The following is a 16113-nucleotide window of genomic DNA, read 5'->3' on the forward strand; positions in this document are numbered from 1 at the left end:
AATGTCAAGATCAGTGGTCCCGGGCACCTGATCCTTCCGACATTCCCGCCGGCGCGCGTCCACAGCATCTCGCCCGCCGACGATGACCCCTCTAGGAGTCGTCATGCGTACTCCCCTCCGGCCCCTCTCCCGGCGTGGACTGCTCACCGGCACTCTCGGATCGGCCGCCCTCCTCGCCGCGGGCGGCAGCCTCGCCGGCTGCGGCACCAAGGGCGCGCAACAGACCGAGGCGGGCTGCGTCAGCGAAGACCTGTCCGGCACCGAGAAGAAGCTCGCCTTCTCCAACTGGCCGCAGTACATGGACGTCGACGAGAAGGACGAGTCCAAGCGGCCGAGCCTGGACGAGTTCGTCACGACCAGCGGCATCCAGGTCACCTACACCGAGGACATCAACGACAACAACGAGTTCTTCGGCAAGGTGCAGAACCAGTTGGCCGCCTGCCGGAGCACCGACCGGGACATCATCGTGCTGAGCGACTGGATGGCCGCGCGGATGATCCGGCTCGGCTGGATCCAGAAACTCGACCCCGCGAAGATCCCCAACGTCCAGGCGAACCTGCTGCCCTCGTTGCTCCACCGCCCGTTCGACGCCGAGAACCGCATCTCGATCCCGTGGCAGTCCGGCCTGGCCGGGTTGGCGTACAACGGCAGCGTCACCAGGGAGCTGCGGACCGTCGACGAGCTGCTGACCCGCCCCGATCTCAGGGGCAGGGTGACGGCGCTCAGCGAGATGCGCGACACCATGGGTCTGCTGCTCGGCGCGAACGGGCACGACCCGTCGAACTTCACCGCAGCCCAGTTCGACGACGCGCTCAACAAACTCAGGAAGGCAGTCGACTCCGGGCAGATCCGCAGGTTCACCGGCAACGACTACGCACCCGACCTGGCCAAGGGCGATATCGCCGCGTGCATCGGCTGGTCCGGGGACGTCATCCAGCTCTCCAGCGCGAACGACAAGGTGCGGTTCGTCGCGCCGGACTCCGGCGCGATGCTCTACAGCGACGACATGGTGGTCCCCAACAAGGCCACCCACCGGGGCAACGCCGAAACGCTCATCAACTACTACTACGAGCCGGCGGTCGCCGCGAAGCTCGCCGCGTACGTCAACTACATCTGTCCGGTCAAGGGCGCCCAGGCCGAGATGGAGAAGATCGACCCGGAGTTGGCCGTCAACCCGCTGATCTTTCCCGACGACGCGCTGCTGGCGAAGTCCACTGTGTTCATGGCCCTCGACGAGCAGCAGGAACGGGAGTACGAGGGCAAGTTCCAGCAGGTCATCGGGGCGTGACGGCGATGGCGCGCGAGACACCCGCAGGCGATCTGCGCCTGGCCGACCTCACCAAGAGGTTCGGCAGCTTCACGGCCGTCGACGACCTCAGCCTGACGATAGGCCAGGGCTCGTTCTTCGCGCTGCTCGGCGCGTCCGGGTGCGGCAAGACCACCACCCTGCGGATGATCGCCGGACTGGAGACGCCGACCAGCGGCCAGGTGCTGCTCGGCGACACCGACATCACCCGGCTGCGGCCGTACCGGCGGCCGGTCAACACCGTGTTCCAGAGCTACGCGCTCTTTCCGCACCTCACCATCTTCGAGAACGTGGCCTTCGGGCTGCGACGGCGCGGCATCCGCGCGGTCGACGACCAGGTCCGGCGGATGCTGTCGCTGGTGCAGCTCGACGGGTTCGGCCCCCGCCGCCCGGCCCAGCTCTCCGGTGGCCAGCAGCAGCGGGTGGCGCTGGCCCGCGCGCTCATCAACAAGCCGCAGGTGCTGCTGCTCGACGAGCCGCTCGGCGCGCTCGACCTGAAGCTGCGCCGCCAGATGCAGATCGAGCTGAAGCGCATCCAGACCGAGGTCGGCATCACCTTCGTACACGTCACCCACGACCAGGAGGAGGCCATGACCATGGCCGACACCGTCGCGGTGATGAACGCCGGCCGCATCGAACAGCAGGGCGCCCCGGCCGACCTCTACGAGTTCCCGGCCACCGCGTTCGTGGCGAACTTCCTCGGCCAGTCCAACCTGCTCGCCGGCGAGGCCGCCGGCACCACCGGCGGCGAGGTCGCGGTGACGGCGCACGGCGCGCGCTTCTCGGTGCCCGCCGGCCGGTCGCGGACCGACCGAGGGCCGGTCCACCTGGGGGTACGCCCGGAGAAGCTGCATCTGGTCGGCTCCGCCGACCAGGTCCCCCACGGACACCAACACGTCACCGGGGTGGTCAGCGACGCCTCCTACGTGGGCGTCAGCACGCAGTACCTGCTGCGCACCGGCTGGGGCACCGAGCTGTCGGTCTTCGCGGCCAACAGCGGTACGTCGACGACTGTGGCAGTCGGCAGCGAGGCCGTGGCGCACTGGGATCCGCGGCACGCGTTCCTGCTGCCCCGCGACGCCACCGACGCCGACCGGACCGCCCCCGTGTTCGCCGAGCCGCTGGGTACGTCGTCGTGACCCTCCTGGAGCCCACCGGAGCGGGGCCGCCGCCGCCCCCGCCACCGGCAGCCCGGTCCGGGCGGCACCGGCTGCTGCCGTACCTCCTGCTGCTGCCCGGCGCGGCCTGGCTGCTGGTGTTCTTCGGCGTGCCGCTGCTGCAACTCGCCGCCGTCAGCCTCTACGACCCCGGCGGCTCGCTCTCCACCGGGTACGCGATGACGTGGGCGTTCGGCAACTATCCGGACGTCGTGCAGGCGTACGGGCAGCAGCTCCTGCGCTCGTTCGGCTACGCCGGACTGGCCCTGGTGCTGGCCCTGCTGCTCGGCTACCCACTGGCGTACGCCATCGCGCAGAAGGCCGGCCGGTGGAAGAACCTGCTGCTGGTGTGCGTGGTCGCCCCGATGTTCACCAGCTTCCTGGTCCGCACCCTCGCCTGGAGGACCATCCTGTCCGACAACGGCGCGCTCGTGGGCCTGCTGCGTGACGCGCACCTGCTCGCCCCGGACGGGCGGCTGCTGGCCACGCCGTTCGCGGTGGTGCTCGGGCTGACGTACAACTTTCTGCCGTTCCTCGTGCTGCCGCTGTACGCGAGCCTGGAGCGGCTGGACCCCCGGCTGCTGGAGGCGGCGAGCGACCTGTACGCCAGCGGGGTTCAGACGTTCCGCCGGGTGACCCTGCCGCTGTCCGTGCCCGGCCTGATCGCCGGCACGCTGCTGTTCTTCATCCCGGCCAGCGGCGACTACATCAACGCCGAACTGCTCGGCACCCCGAACGAGTACATGGTCGGCAACGTCATCGACTCGGCGTTCCTGGTCCGGCTGGACTATCCGCAGGGCGCCGCGCTGTCGTTCCTGCTGATGGCGGCGATCCTCGCGGTGGTCCTCGGCTACCTTCGCACTGCCGGCACGGAGGAGGTCCGGTGAGACTGTCCCGCTGGCTTGCCGACCGCTGGGTGATGATCGTGGCGCTGCTGGTGCTCGGGTACGTGGCGTTGCCGATCCTGGTGGTGGCCGGGTTGTCCTTCAACCGCCCGTCGAGCCGAGTGTCGTACGACTTCGACGAGTTCACTCTGGACAACTGGCGGGAGCCGTGCGCCACCTCGGACATGTGTGACGCGGTCGTCCGCAGCGTCCAGATCGGTTTCCTCGCCACGGTGGTCGCCACCGTGCTCGGCACCCTGATGGCGTTCGCGCTGGTCCGGCACCGCTTCCGTGGCCGGTCCGGCGTCAACGTGCTGATCTTCCTGCCGATGGCCACCCCGGAGCTGGTGATGGGCACGTCGTTGCTGGCCCTGTTCGTCTCGGCGGGGGTGCCGCAGGGCTTCTGGACCATCGTCATCGCGCACGTGATGTTCTGCCTGTCGTTCGTGGTGGTGACGGTCAAGGCGCGGCTCGCCGGGATGGACCGGCGGCTGGAGGAGGCCGCCATGGACCTCTACGCCAACGAGTGGCAGACCTTCCGGCGGATCACCCTGCCGCTGGTGCTGCCCGGCATCGTGGCCGCCGCGCTGCTGGCGTTCTCGCTGAGCTTCGACGACTTCATCGTCACGAACTTCAACGCCGGCACGACAGTCACGTTCCCGATGTACGTCTGGGGCGCCGCCCAGCGGGGCATCCCACCGCAGGTGAACGTGATCGGCACCGCGATGTTCGCCAGCGCGCTGCTGTTGGTCGGCCTCAGCTCGCTTCGCGGGCGACGTGCTCGCCGCGCCGCACTGTTGGCCGGCCCGGTGCGGCAGGCGCGTGGGGCGTCGTGACCACCCGTGTTGCTGGAGGAGCGCCGAACCGCGCCTGCTGACGGCATCCCGACAGGTCGAGGCGGCACGCAATGCACTGGCGGGTGCCCGCCCGCCCTCCGGCGCGATATTTGGTCAAATGCGGCGGTTTGTCGCTACGGGAGGCCGCACGATCGGCCCTGACCGCCCCGCCCGAGAGGTCACCCGATCTGCCGGCTCGTCACGCTCGACGCCCGATCGGCGGTGCTGATCGGGCCCTCTCGATCATCTTCGCCGGAGCGAACGGCGCAGGTGACCGACGTGACGGTGGATATTGCCCGCAGTGTTTGCGACGACACTCATCGCCGTGACGATGCAACCACCGCCGGGGCCCGCGCATCCACCGCCGTACGGCCCCGGACCTCAGCCAGCCGCCGCCCCGAACTGGTTCCGCCGCGCCAGCCCAGGCCGCCGCGTCGCCGTGATCCTCGGCTCGGTGGCGCTCTCCGTGTTGCTGCTCTGCTGCGCCGGCACCGCCATCGTCGGCGCGCTGACCGGCGAGCCGGAACCCAAGCGCACGGGCACTGCGGCCGAACAGGCGCAGCAACCCATCGTGGCGGCCCCCGCCGAGCCCACGCGGGAGGCGCCTGCCCAGGCACAGTCGCCGGAGGCGCCGCCCTCCGCGGCTTCGGTGCCCACCCCCTCCAGCGTCTCGCCATCGCCGACGGTGCGGGTGACGACAGTGACGGAGCGCGCCGCGATCCGGCACGGCGAGCGCACCGTCAAGGACGCGTCCCTGGCCGAGGGCAAGCGGGTGGTCCGCACCAGGGGCGTCGACGGCGTACGGACGCTTACCTACCAGGTGACCACCACCGACGGCGTGCAGACCGGCAAGAAGCTGGTCAAGTCCACGGTGACGAAGCAGCCGGTTACCGAGGTGGTGGCCGTCGGCACCAAGAAGAAGTCGAACTGCGACCCGAACTACAGCCCCTGCGTCCCGATCGCCAGTGACGTGGACTGCGCGGGCGGCTCCGGCAACGGCCCGGCTTACGTCAGCGGAGTGGTCACGGTCATCGGTGACGACATCTACGACCTGGACCGCGACAACGACGGCTACGGCTGCGACTGACCCCCGCGCGGTGCTTCTCGGTCGATCGGTGCCCGTGCGGGCTGAACGGTCCGGCGCTGTCATCCGTACCAGGCGGTGAAGGACACCACCGAGGACGGGAGTGACGGCGATGAGGGTGCAGCGCAGGCACGTGCTGGCGGCGACCGTGGCGGTGCTCGCCGCGGCGGGCGTGGCGGTGGGGACCGGATTCGGGTTCGCCGACACCGCACCGGCACGGCACTCCGTCTGCTCCGGCTCGGTCACGTTCTCGGCGGAGGCCGGGGCGCCGGCAGCGACAAGCGACCGGTTCCCGGTGGGTACGCGGCTGCGGGTGACGAACCTGGACAACAACCGGGCCACCACGGTGACGGTGACCGGCCCGTCGGGCAGTTGCGTTCTGCTCAACTCCGCCGCCATGGAGCTGGTCCGCGAGCCGGGCAAGAACGTGGTCCGCCGCAACGTGGTGGAACGGCTGGACGGCGGCGTCGCGCAGCCCGCCGACCCCGGCACGGTCCGTCCCGGTGCCGCATCGCCCGGTGCCCCCGGCCCGGCGCCCCGCTCGGTGTGCGCAGGGGCGATCACCTTCTTCGAAGAGGCGGCCGGGCCGGCGGCGACCAGCGGCCAGTTCCCGGTGGGTACGCGGCTGCGGGTGACGAACCTGGACAACAACCGGGCCACCACGGTGACGGTGACCGGCCCGTCCGGCAGTTGCGTGCTGCTCAACAGCGCGGCGATGGACCAGATCCGGGAGCCGGGCAAGAACCTCGTCCGCCGCAACGTCGTCGAGGTGCTGCGCTGACAGTCGGAGGCCGGCCGGAGGTGGTGGTGGTCGAACACCACCGCCGCCGGCCCTCGCCGCGGCCCGCGTCGCCCTAGTCGGCCTGCCAGGTGCCGTCGTCGCGCACCCGGGCGGGGGCGCGGCCGAGCAGCAACGTGGTGAGCGCGGCGTCGATGGTGTCGCCGAGGAACCACTCGCCCGCCTGGTCGAGGGCGAAGACCCGGCCGCGCTCGTCGACGGCGAGGATGCTGTCCTGCTGCTCGGTGCCGATCGGGAAGAGCCGCACGCCGAGCACCGCGCCGAAGTCGGCAAGAGTGTCGGCGGTGTGCGCGATGGTGTGCGGGCGGATATCGAAGCGGGAGATCCACACCTGTGCGCCCGGGCCGCGTCGGGCGCCGACCAGGCTGGGGAACGTGGTCAGCGCCTCCGTGGCGGCGGGAAAGACCTCGTGCCGGTGGGCCCGCCCCGGCACGGCGACGACATCCCGTACGCCGGCGGCCGCCATGATCTGGTCACCGAAATGCGGCCGCCAACCCGCCGCCACCAGCGCGTTGGCCACCTCGGGCGGAAAACGACCCGGGTCCGGGTCGGGCTCCGCCGGGGCGAGCCACGTCTCGGTGTACGCCCGCGCCGCCTCCGGCAGAACATTGGCGCGCACCAGAAAGTCGACGCACGAGTCGCAGGGCCGATCTGCGGCGCCACCGGCCGGGTCACCCGGCTCGCGGATCCGGAAGATCTCGAAGCGCGCCGCCTCCAGCAGGGCCCCCGCCTCGGCCCGCCCCATCGGCTCGATGCCCTCGGCGGCCCGGCGGTGGTCGTACTCGTGGAGCACGTCGGAGACCACGATCAGCTCGGCGTGACACTCGGCGCCGCGGACCAGCTCGCCCGGAGGCCGCTCGTCCAGGTAGCTGCGGACGAGCGGGTGGTGGTTCAGCGCGACCGCACCCTTCGTGCCCTGGGCAGTCCAGATACGACCGTCGAGGGTCAAGTGGGCCACCGTGTTCGGCGTCGGCGCCCGACGGATCTCACGGATCAGCAGGCTCGACGCGTCGACGGTGCGGGGTGCCGCCGGCCCGCTGGGCTGGCTACGCCGATACAGGTCCGCCACCACCTCGCTCGGCACGCGCGGCCAGGTGGTGACCTTTCCGGTCTGCCTGTCGATGACTGTGGTCGGGAGATCGCCGGGGATCGACCGCACCCCGTTCGACACGATCGAGGTGACGACGAAACCCAGATCGAACTCGTCGACCACCGGGATGCACTCGTGGCCGAGGCGCTGCGAATCGCGCCGCGCCCAGGCGGACGCGAGCTGCTCGGCCTGCTGACGGTCGATCACACATCGAAACTACCGGACTACGCGGATCGATGGCGGCCGGTATGGTCTTCCCTACCGACGGTGACGGGAGGAGCGGCGGTGAGCGAACGCGCGGACCGGGACGCCAATCGCGAGCTACGGGCCCGATTCGACGACGTGTACGGCCAGTACCAGCAGCTCAGGTCCGGTTTGGACACTCTGCAAACGCGGCTGGCCCAACTGCGGGTGACTCGACGCTCGCCGGACGGCCACGTCACGGCGACCGTCGGCGCGCAGGGCCAGCTGATCGCGGTCGACCTGGCCCCGGCCATCTACCGGGACCGCGACGCCGAGGCGCTGAGCCGCACGGTCACCGAGACGGTCCACGCCGCCGTGGCGGCCGCCACCCAGGCCACCCAGGATCTGGTCGCCGAAACCATGCCGGCCGGGTCCGGTTCGACGGAGTTCCTGCGTACCGGCGATTTCGGCTCTCTGCTCGGTCGCGCGGACGCCGTGCTCGGCCGCGGCGAGGGGGCGACATGACCGACGAGCAGCTCTGGCTCGACGCCTCCCGGGCCCGGCGCGGTGGCGCCGACCTGGCCCTGTCCGGGGAGGCGGTGACGGCCCACCGCGCAGCGGAGGGCGGCGAGATCGAGGCCGCCAGCGGCGCCCGCCCGTGGGGGCGCGACGACATCGGCGGCGCGTTCGAACGGAGCTACCGCGGCATCGAGCAGACCGTGCTGCGTGCCTGGGCGGGCGTCGGGCAACGGCTCACCGAGCTGGGCGCCGACGTGGTCAGCGCGGTCGACGCCAGCGTGCAGACCGACCAGAGCAGCGCTGCCCGGCTCGACCGGGCCGCCGACCGGCGCTGACGGCGGGCGATCCGGATGAGCGTGCTGCCCAGCCCGATCCCGCACCCGCTGGACTACGCACCCTGGGACGTTCCCGGGTGGATCTACGAGGCCCTCGACTGGGCGGTCGGCGTGCAGTGGCCCGAGGGGAACGAGCGGGCCGTCTGGGACCTCGCCGACAGGTGGTACGCGGTCGCCGGTGTCCTCGCCGGCCCCCATGCCGACGCCGCCGCGGCCGCCACCGAGGTGCGCAGCGGCTACGGCGGCGTCGGCGCCGTCGACGCCGCGTTCGAGGCGGCCTGGCGAGGGATCGCCGAGGGCGACGACGCGCCCCTGCCGGTGCTCCTCGCGGTCACCGCAGACCTCGGTCGCCTGGTCGAGGAGTGCGGCTGCGACATCGAAGGCGCCAAGCTCGAAGTCTGGATCGAGCTGGGCATCCTGGTCGTCGAGCTGCTCTCGGTCGCGGTGGCGGCGGTGCTCACCGCCGGTGCGGCCTCCCCGGCTGCCGGCGCGGCGGTCACCGCCACCCGGCTGGTGATCCAGCAGATCTTCAAACGCCTGATGGGCCAACTGGCCACCAAGGCTCTCCGGCGCGGCCTCAAGGAGGCCGGCGAGCGCGCCGCCAAGGAGATCGCCAAGGGTGGCGTGCGCGGCCTCGCCAAGCGCGCCACCCGGGAAGGGCTGGAGGAGGCCGCCGAGGAGTCCGGGGTCAGCCTGGCCACCCAGGCGTACCAGAACACGACGGGCCGGGCGCACGGCGTGGACCTGACCGACCTGGGCGCGTCGGCGGTGGGCGGGCTCGCCGGGGGAGCGGTCGCGCCGCTGGCCGGCCTCGGCCGCCACGCGACCGGCCGCGCCGCGCGCGTCGGCGAGCACTTCGGTCGGGAGATGACAGGCGAGATGTTCGCCGAGAGCGCCGCCAGCCTCGCCACCGGGCAGGGCCTGACGTCGGTGGAGGACGCGGTACGCGCCGCCGCGTCCGGCGCCACCGGCTCGGCGACCGGGCAGACCGACCACGCCCTACAGGCCCGACTGCACGCGCAGGCCAACGCCCTCGCCGGAGCGTCCTTCACCGGCCCGCCACTGCCGCCCCCCGCCACGTCCGGAGTGGACGTCTCGACCCCGGACCTGGCGTCGCAATCCGCGTCTCCTGCCTCTACGTTTGCGGCGTCTTCGGCTGTGGAGTCTTCGTCCGCGGCGGCGTCCTCGCCGGGGTTCCCGGTGGCCGATGGTGCCCGTCAGACGGGTGCGGCCATCGTCGGCTCATCGGTGCCGGCGGCCTTCGACGCGACGTCGCCAGGCGTTGGGCACGGCACGAGTCCAGCTGTCGGCGGGGATCCCACGCTGTCAGCGGCCGCAGGGCCTGCTGTCGGGGCGGAGCCCACGCTCTCGGCCGTCGCGGCCCCTGGGCTTCCTGGCGTGACGGCCGATCCCACGCTCTCGGCGGTCACCGCGCCCCTAGCCGGCGCCGTTGACCCGAACGGCGGGCCGGCGGTCGGCGCCGGGCCGGCGGTCGGCGCGTCGCAGGGGGTCGCCTCGGGTGCGCTCGCCCCGGGCGCCAACGGCTCGGTTGCCGGGCACCCGTCGACCGGGCCAACCCCCGCCTTCTCGTCAGCTACCGGTTGGTCCTCGTCGACCGGCCCGTCGTCGACTTCGGTACCCCTGTCGCCGGGTCCGTCGTCGGCTTCAATGCATCCGTTCCCGGGACCGTTCCCGGGGGCGGGTTCCCCGTCGATGGCGGCGAGCGCCGTTGGTGTGGCGTCGCCGGTCGCGTCCGCCGGTTCCGCCTCGACCGTCATCCCCGGACCGGCATCCCCGTCCACACCCTCCGGGTCGGTGCCCGGCCCGCCGCCCGATGCCGCAGGCAGGCCCGGTGAGGTCAGGACCGACACGGTCACCGGCGTGCCGATGGGGCGGCACAACGCACCCGAGCGGTTCTCCACGCACGAGGCGTTGGCGCCGGCTCGCGTCCCCCGTCAACGGACCGGCAGTCGGGCCTCGGTTCCCGTCGACGTGGTGGCGTTCGGCGATCCGTCGGTGCCCAGGACCGAGAGCGACGAGTACGCCGCCCGGTGGGTGGCCGAGGCGGAGGCGGCCGAGCGGCGGCGCTACCAGGGCCACTACGAGTTGCAACGGGCCGGGTTGGAGACCAATCGCCGGCAGGCGGAGGCTGTCCGTCTGCGGGCCCGCGCCGCGGAGCACGACCGCAGGGCTGTCGAGTACGCCGACTACGCCCGACAGTTGCACCAGGCGGGGCACCGGCGGTGGGCCGACGGCTGGCAGCGGGCGGCGAACGACGAGGCACGCGCGTACGCCCAGTGGCGTGACCTGGCCGACGACGTGCTGGCGGGCATCAGGGCGCCGGCGGTCGTGGACATCTCCGACGGCACGTTCGCGCACGCCAACACCGACGTGGGCGCGCTCGCGCTCGGCGCGGTGGAAACCTCCGGCCCGTCCCGGCTCACCGGCGACGACGTTCCCCCGCCGATCGACGACTCCCGGCCGTACGGGCAGCCGGGCGGGCTACGTCCACCGCTCGCCCTGCACCAGGTCGACGTCGAACGGCAGATGCCCCGCGACCTCGACGGCGGTGTTGTGCGTACCGCCGATCCCCGCCGGGGCGGCTGGTTCCGCCTGCTGAACGACGGCGGCCCCCAGGCCGACGCCACCCGGGGCATCAACTGCCTGGACTGCACGCTGTCGCTGTTCGAGACCTGGGTGCACGGCCGGCCCCGGGTGTCCGCGCCGCGCACCTTCGACGGCTACCTGGACGGCGACACCCGACGCCCGATCCGCGGTGAGGCGGGTGGTCCTGGCCGGGTGGAGGACGTGACCGGCGGCCGTTTCCAGCGCGTCCTCGCCCCGTCACCCGGCCAACCGTCACACCCGGCGCAAACGCGGCAGGCCGCCGACCGGGGGTACGCCAACCTGCACGACCAACTGTTGCTCGGTGGCCATGGCAGCTACGCGTTCCTGATCACCGAGTGGGCGGGCGGTGGCTCACACGCCTGGGTGGCGCTCAACCAGAACGGAACGGTGCTCTACGTCGACCCGCAGACCGGCCTCGTCCGGGACCGGCCTCTCTACCCCGACGTGGTGGGCATCGACGCGCTCGTGCTGGGCGGGGACGGCCGGCCCATGCCGCTCGGCGGGCTGCCCCGGGGGCGGTTCAGCGAACGTCCCGACCTGCCCTACCACCCGCCGGCCCAGGACGGCGGCGGCCACGGCGACCCTTACATCAACCGCATGTACCTGCTGCTCGACGGCCCGGGCTCAGCAGGTGTGGGTGACGGTGGTGCGAATATCGGCGATTCAAGCCTGCCGACGTCCGGTCTCACCCTGCTCACGCCCGCGGAGTTGACGGCGCTGACGGAGCTGCACGACCGTGCCCTGGCTGCCGCTGACCGCGTCGAGGCTGACCTGGCTCAGGTCGGGCGAAGCGTGACCGGCGCGCTTGGCCTAGATGATGCCATTCGGCTACGGGACCGGGAGTTCCGGGTCAAAGGACTGGAATCCTTGGCGCGAAAATACCTCGATGAGGCGCGGGTGGCTCCGACCGATACCACTGACTTCGTGGAGACCGTCAATGACGTCCTAAGATTCTGCTTCGAGATGCCGTCGGGTTCACATTACCGCAGCGCCGTTGACCTGGTTCTCGCCGGCCTGATTGAAACCGGCTACTCAGTGTCGACTTCCGACTGTAAAAACTTCTGGCGGCGGGGCAATCGATTCTACGGATTGAATTGCACCCTTCGTACGTCGGACGGGATGCTGGTCGAGTTGCAGTTGCACACCACGGTGTCGAGGGAAGCCTGGCTGGCGACCCATGAGGAGTATGAAGTCCTGCGACGGCCGTCAAACAGTCCTGAACGTCGAGTTGGCGCTTTGCTGCGAATGCTGGCTGCGAACCGTGCGCGCGGCCTACCGGATTCGCTCCCGGACAGCATTGACCTACGTTTCCCAGCCAAAGATGCCACCTTCGCCAAGTGGATCAGTCAGAACGCTGACGTTTGGCGCGAGTACCGAGTCTGGCTAGCTCGCCAAGGGACAAGCCTCGTGCAGGTTGTGCAGGACTTGGGGCTAGGATTTCGGGACTTTCCCGTAGCGCCGCAGGTTGCCGAAGAGTTGGAGCACGAGATTGTTGAGTTACTACGTGATCTACCGGAATGATGATGGGCGGGGTGGGCCTGCTGGGCTTTTTGTCATGGACGCAGGGCTCGGCCAGGCTATCCTCTGGGATCATCGCGTCCGAGCCTGGGCCTATGACCCCGGACTCGTGGTGCGTTTCCTCGATGACTACCGGAATGCAGACCGCTATAAGAGTGTGAGCCGTGCTGACGCTGCGGCAGTGGCAGTGGCAGTCACCGGCGGTATCGAGTTGCCGGACGAAACCTCAATCCGCGCCATGTTCAAAGATGGTGGCGGTGATCGCTGAGGTTGGCAGGTTCCCATGCCCAGGTGCCTGTCGTCCCGCTTCTCATCTTCGCCGCTCGGCAGGTGGTCGACGCGCGCGTCCGGTTGCCGCGAAGGGTGGGCATCGACGAGAGTCGCCGTATGGCTGACTCGTACGCCGAGGCGACGACCCCCGAGCCCACGCGAGCCTTCGGTTGGTCGTACCTGTTCGTTCATCCGGACGACGATCCGCGCTCGGATGGCAACTTCGCCGACGAGCGGAGCGTCCTCGTCGAGTATCTGCGCGACCAGCGCCTCACGTTCGAACTCAAGTGTGCCGGCCTGAACGTCGAGCAGTTGGCCCGGCGTGCGGTGCCGCCGTCGACGATGTCGCTGCTCGGGCTGATTCGGCACCTGGCCGAAGTGGAGCGTGGGTGGTTCCGCAGGACGATGGCCGGCCAGGTGGCGCCCAAGCTGTACTGCTCCGACGACGATCCCGACGGCGACTTCGACGGCGCGGTTGCCGATCCGGCGGTGGTGGACGAGGCGTACCGCGCCTGGCGTACGGAGGTGGAGTTCTCCGAGCGGTTCGTCTCCGAGGCGGCGGATCTGGGAGTGCAGGGGCGGCAGCGGGACGGCAACGTCATCGTGCTGCGCAGGTTGCTGGTGCACATGATCGAGGAGTACGCGCGGCACAATGGCCACGCCGATTTCCTACGCGAGCGTATCGACGGAAGGGTGGGGCAGTGATGGCCGAGGGGTTCGACGTCCGGTTGACGCGGGCGCGGGAGCGCTACGAGCAGGCGGTCTTCGGCGGCGACGCGAAGTCGTTGGACGAGGCGGAGCGGGATCTCGTGGCGTTGGAGGCGGATACGGCCCTGGCCCGGGGTCGGCTCCTGCACGCCCGTTTCCTGGAGACCGGCGCCGAGGACGCGGCCGAGCTGCGGCTCTTCGAGCGGGCGGCGCAGCTCTACGGTGAGCTGGGTGATGCTCGCGGCGAGGGGGAGTCGCTGTTCTGGGTGGGCACCGTCCACCAGGTGATCCGGCAGGACCAGGCGGCCGCCGACCCGGCCTTCGCGCGGGCGCGTGAGCTGGCGACCGAGGCGGGGGATGACCTGACCCTGTCGTACGTGCTGCGGCACCTCTGCTTCGGCGAGCAGGCCGCCGGTCGTGTCGAGGCGGCGCGCGAGTTGCTGGCGGAGTCGACCCGGCTGCGTCGGGAGCTGTCCTTCACGCCCGGCGTCGCGGCGAACCTGATCGGCCTGGCGGACCTCGCGGCGACCGACGGCGATCGGGACGCCGCCCGTGGTCTGCTCGACGAGGCTGCCTCCCTGGCCGCCGGCAGCGGCGCGCACGGCGTCGCCCGGTGGGTCGAAGAGGCTCGCGACGAGCTGAAACTCGTCTGATTACGGTCGAGCGGCCGCGCAATGGCGTCGCCGAGCGTGATCGACTCGACATCGCCGATATCGGGGTGTCAGAGGCCATGGGATACCGCGACATCGCCGAAGTCGAGTGGATCAAGGTGGGCGCTCATGACCGGTGGATCAGCATCGGACCGGAGGTACGTCCCGCGCAGTGTGGCCGAGGCGGTGGCCGTACAGGAGGAGTTGCGGCCGCTCGCCGACCTGGTCGGGCCGGGTCCGGCCACGCCCGCGACGGTGGCCGGCCTGGACGTGGCGTACGCCGAGAGCGGTGACCTCCTCGCGGCGGCCGTTACCGTGCTGGACGCCCGGACGCTGGCCGTGGTGGATTCGGCCGTCAGTGTGGGCCGGCCCGCGTTCGACTACGTGCCGGGGCTGTTCGCCTTCCGTGAGCTGCCCGCTCTGCTCGCCGCGCTGGACACGTTGACGACCATCCCGGACCTGCTCGTCTGCGACGGACACGGCGTGGCCCATCCGCGTCGGTTCGGGCTCGCCTGTCACCTCGGGGTGGTCACCGGACTGCCGGCGATCGGGGTGGGCAAGACGCCGCTGGTCGGTGCGTGGGCGCCGCCGCCGGTCGACCGGGGCGCCTGGTCGGCGCTGCGGGACGGGGACGAGGTCGTGGGCCGGGTGTTGCGCACCCAGGCCGGGGTGAAGCCGGTCTTCGTGAGCGTCGGCCACCGGATGAGCCTGGACAACGCGACAGCGCAGGTGCTGGCGCTGACTCCGCGCTACCGCCTTCCCGAGACGACCCGGACGGCCGACCGGCTCTGTCGGGACACGCTCGCTCGGACGGCACCGTCCGACCGGGACGGATCGGGCGAGGCGCCCAGCGGCCCGCGTCGCGCGTGATCGACTCGACGTCGGCGAAATCGGGGTGTCGCACGGCCTCGGACACCCCGACTTCACCGATACCGAGTGGATCAAGGCAGAGGCTCGCCGGCGCGCGACCAGCGCCGCAAACCGTAACGCGGCACACATGCGGGCCGCTCTATGACCAGTGGCGGGGGTGGCCCGGTAGTAGCCTGGCCCGCGGACCCCACCCGGGGAGGAACGGTGAGGTGATCATGACGGTGCGTCGACGCGCGGCACGGCTCGCGACGGTCTGCGGTCTGCTGGTCGGCCTGGTGCTGCTCGGTGCGTCACCAGCGCTTGCCGACGGCGACTCGGTCCGCGTGGGGGCGGCCAGCAGCTTCGCCGCCGGCGGCTCGGCCCAGGGGGTGAACGTCGCGGTGCGCAAGCGCTCCGGCGGCTGCGTCCTGCTGCGTACCGCCCTGGGTCTGCGCCTCGAAGGTCTCCAGCCGAGCCAGGTGACTGTCCAGGTGAACGCGGGCGGGCGCTGGTTCCCGGTGGCCGTCGGCGGCGGTGGTGGCACCGTGCAGACTCAACAGACCTCGCCGGCGAAGCCGACCCTGTGCAAGGGCAAGGGCATCACCGTGCGGTACCGGGTGGCGTTCGCCGCCGACGCGCCGGGCGGCCGGCTCTCCGTGACAGGTGTGGGTCTCACCGCGACCGGCCAGCAGCTGGGGCACGGCGCCGACACGGCGAAGGTCACCGCGCGGCTCTCCCCGTCGCCCACCCCGACGCCGTCGAAGAAGCCGACCCCGACCCCAAGCCCGACCGAGGTCGCGGCGGCCAGCGAGGTGGTGAACCCGGCCGCGGCAGGCCCTACGTCCGCCGCGCCCAGCCCGACCGCGGTGGCCGCCGAGTCCGGCGGTGGTTCGCCGATCATGTTCTTCGGCATCGCGATGGTGGTGGTCGGCCTGCTGCTCATCGTGCTGCTGGTGCGCCGCTCCCGGAAGGACCGCACGACGGCCGACGCGCCGGGCCCGCTGCCGGGAAACCCCGGTGGCACCACCTACCGCTCCGGGGGTGGGTCGCCGGCCGTGCCCGGTCAACCCGGCCCGGTGTACGGCCAGCAGCCGCCGGCCGCCGGCCAGGTGCCTCTGCCCCGTCCCGCCGGCGGGGTCTACGGAGCGCGACCTACGACGCCGAGCCCGGACGCCACGCAACCGATGCCGGGTGCGCCGGCTGGTCCGGGTGCCCGGCCGCTGCCCGGTGACCCGCCCCAGCCGCCCGACGGCGGCGATCACACCGTGTTCATGCCCCGGCTCCCTGGCTGAGCGGG

The 16113-nt window shown here is 71.5% G+C and carries 15 protein-coding genes; 14 read left to right on the plus strand and 1 reads right to left on the minus strand.

Annotation, left to right across the window (positions count from 1 at the left end; all coding sequences use genetic code 11):
* The first annotated feature begins 103 nt into the window (after window positions 1-103).
* From ACGFIE_RS12305 to ACGFIE_RS12330, 6 genes are all read left to right on the plus strand, one after another.
* Window positions 104-1288 (plus strand): extracellular solute-binding protein, encoded by a 1185-nt coding sequence (locus ACGFIE_RS12305; protein WP_393293854.1) that lies wholly within the window; start codon window positions 104-106, stop codon window positions 1286-1288.
* Between the two features lie 5 nt (window positions 1289-1293).
* A complete protein-coding gene (locus ACGFIE_RS12310; RefSeq protein ID WP_393293856.1) occupies window positions 1294-2445 on the plus strand; it encodes an ABC transporter ATP-binding protein in 1152 nt (383 codons plus the stop codon).
* Window positions 2442-3350, plus strand: coding sequence for an ABC transporter permease (locus ACGFIE_RS12315; protein WP_393293858.1), 909 nt, complete (start codon window positions 2442-2444; stop codon window positions 3348-3350). Before ACGFIE_RS12310 ends, ACGFIE_RS12315 begins: the two co-directional genes overlap by 4 nt.
* Window positions 3347-4183 (plus strand): ABC transporter permease, encoded by an 837-nt coding sequence (locus ACGFIE_RS12320; RefSeq protein WP_393293860.1) that lies wholly within the window; start codon window positions 3347-3349, stop codon window positions 4181-4183. Before ACGFIE_RS12315 ends, ACGFIE_RS12320 begins: the two co-directional genes overlap by 4 nt.
* Before the next feature lie 331 nt (window positions 4184-4514).
* Window positions 4515-5270 carry a G5 domain-containing protein gene (locus ACGFIE_RS12325; protein WP_393294637.1) on the plus strand — a complete coding sequence of 252 codons (756 nt, stop codon included), beginning with the start codon at window positions 4515-4517 and terminating at the stop codon, window positions 5268-5270.
* A 109-nt stretch (window positions 5271-5379) separates the two neighbouring features.
* A complete protein-coding gene (locus ACGFIE_RS12330; protein ID WP_393293862.1) occupies window positions 5380-6048 on the plus strand; it encodes a hypothetical protein in 669 nt (222 codons plus the stop codon).
* Window positions 6049-6121: 73 nt separating this feature from the next.
* Here the strand turns inward: ACGFIE_RS12330 and ACGFIE_RS12335 are convergent, their stop codons facing one another.
* On the minus strand, window positions 6122-7363 hold the full coding sequence (locus tag ACGFIE_RS12335; RefSeq protein ID WP_393293864.1) for an SUKH-3 domain-containing protein: 1242 nt from the start codon (window positions 7361-7363) through the stop codon (window positions 6122-6124).
* 78 nt (window positions 7364-7441) lie between these two features.
* Here ACGFIE_RS12335 and ACGFIE_RS12340 point away from each other — a divergent pair, with 78 nt between their 5' ends.
* From ACGFIE_RS12340 to ACGFIE_RS12375, 8 genes are all read left to right on the plus strand, one after another.
* Window positions 7442-7864, plus strand: coding sequence for a YbaB/EbfC family nucleoid-associated protein (locus ACGFIE_RS12340; protein WP_393293865.1), 423 nt, complete (start codon window positions 7442-7444; stop codon window positions 7862-7864).
* Complete coding sequence (locus ACGFIE_RS12345) at window positions 7861-8193, plus strand: hypothetical protein (protein ID WP_393293867.1); 333 nt, start codon at window positions 7861-7863, stop codon at window positions 8191-8193. The genes ACGFIE_RS12340 and ACGFIE_RS12345 overlap by 4 nt, the downstream gene beginning before the upstream one ends.
* A 15-nt stretch (window positions 8194-8208) precedes the next feature.
* Complete coding sequence (locus ACGFIE_RS12350; protein WP_393293869.1) at window positions 8209-12342, plus strand: toxin glutamine deamidase domain-containing protein; 4134 nt, start codon at window positions 8209-8211, stop codon at window positions 12340-12342.
* Window positions 12343-12376: 34 nt separating this feature from the next.
* On the plus strand, window positions 12377-12607 hold the full coding sequence (locus ACGFIE_RS12355; protein WP_393293871.1) for a hypothetical protein: 231 nt from the start codon (window positions 12377-12379) through the stop codon (window positions 12605-12607).
* Window positions 12608-12726: 119 nt separating this feature from the next.
* Entirely contained in the window at window positions 12727-13314 is a 588-nt protein-coding gene (locus ACGFIE_RS12360) for a DinB family protein (RefSeq protein WP_393294640.1), read from the plus strand.
* A complete protein-coding gene (locus ACGFIE_RS12365; protein WP_393293873.1) occupies window positions 13314-13970 on the plus strand; it encodes a tetratricopeptide repeat protein in 657 nt (218 codons plus the stop codon). The genes ACGFIE_RS12360 and ACGFIE_RS12365 overlap by 1 nt, the downstream gene beginning before the upstream one ends.
* Before the next feature lie 126 nt (window positions 13971-14096).
* Window positions 14097-14837: an endonuclease V gene (locus ACGFIE_RS12370; RefSeq protein WP_393293875.1), complete on the plus strand. Its 741-nt coding sequence runs from the start codon at window positions 14097-14099 to the stop codon at window positions 14835-14837.
* A 215-nt stretch (window positions 14838-15052) separates the two neighbouring features.
* On the plus strand, window positions 15053-16108 hold the full coding sequence (locus ACGFIE_RS12375; protein WP_393293876.1) for a hypothetical protein: 1056 nt from the start codon (window positions 15053-15055) through the stop codon (window positions 16106-16108).
* Window positions 16109-16113 lie beyond the last annotated feature (5 nt).

Origin of the sequence: Micromonospora sp. NPDC049275, assembly GCF_043197115.1 — a bacterium.
Lineage (GTDB): Bacteria > Actinomycetota > Actinomycetes > Mycobacteriales > Micromonosporaceae > Micromonospora.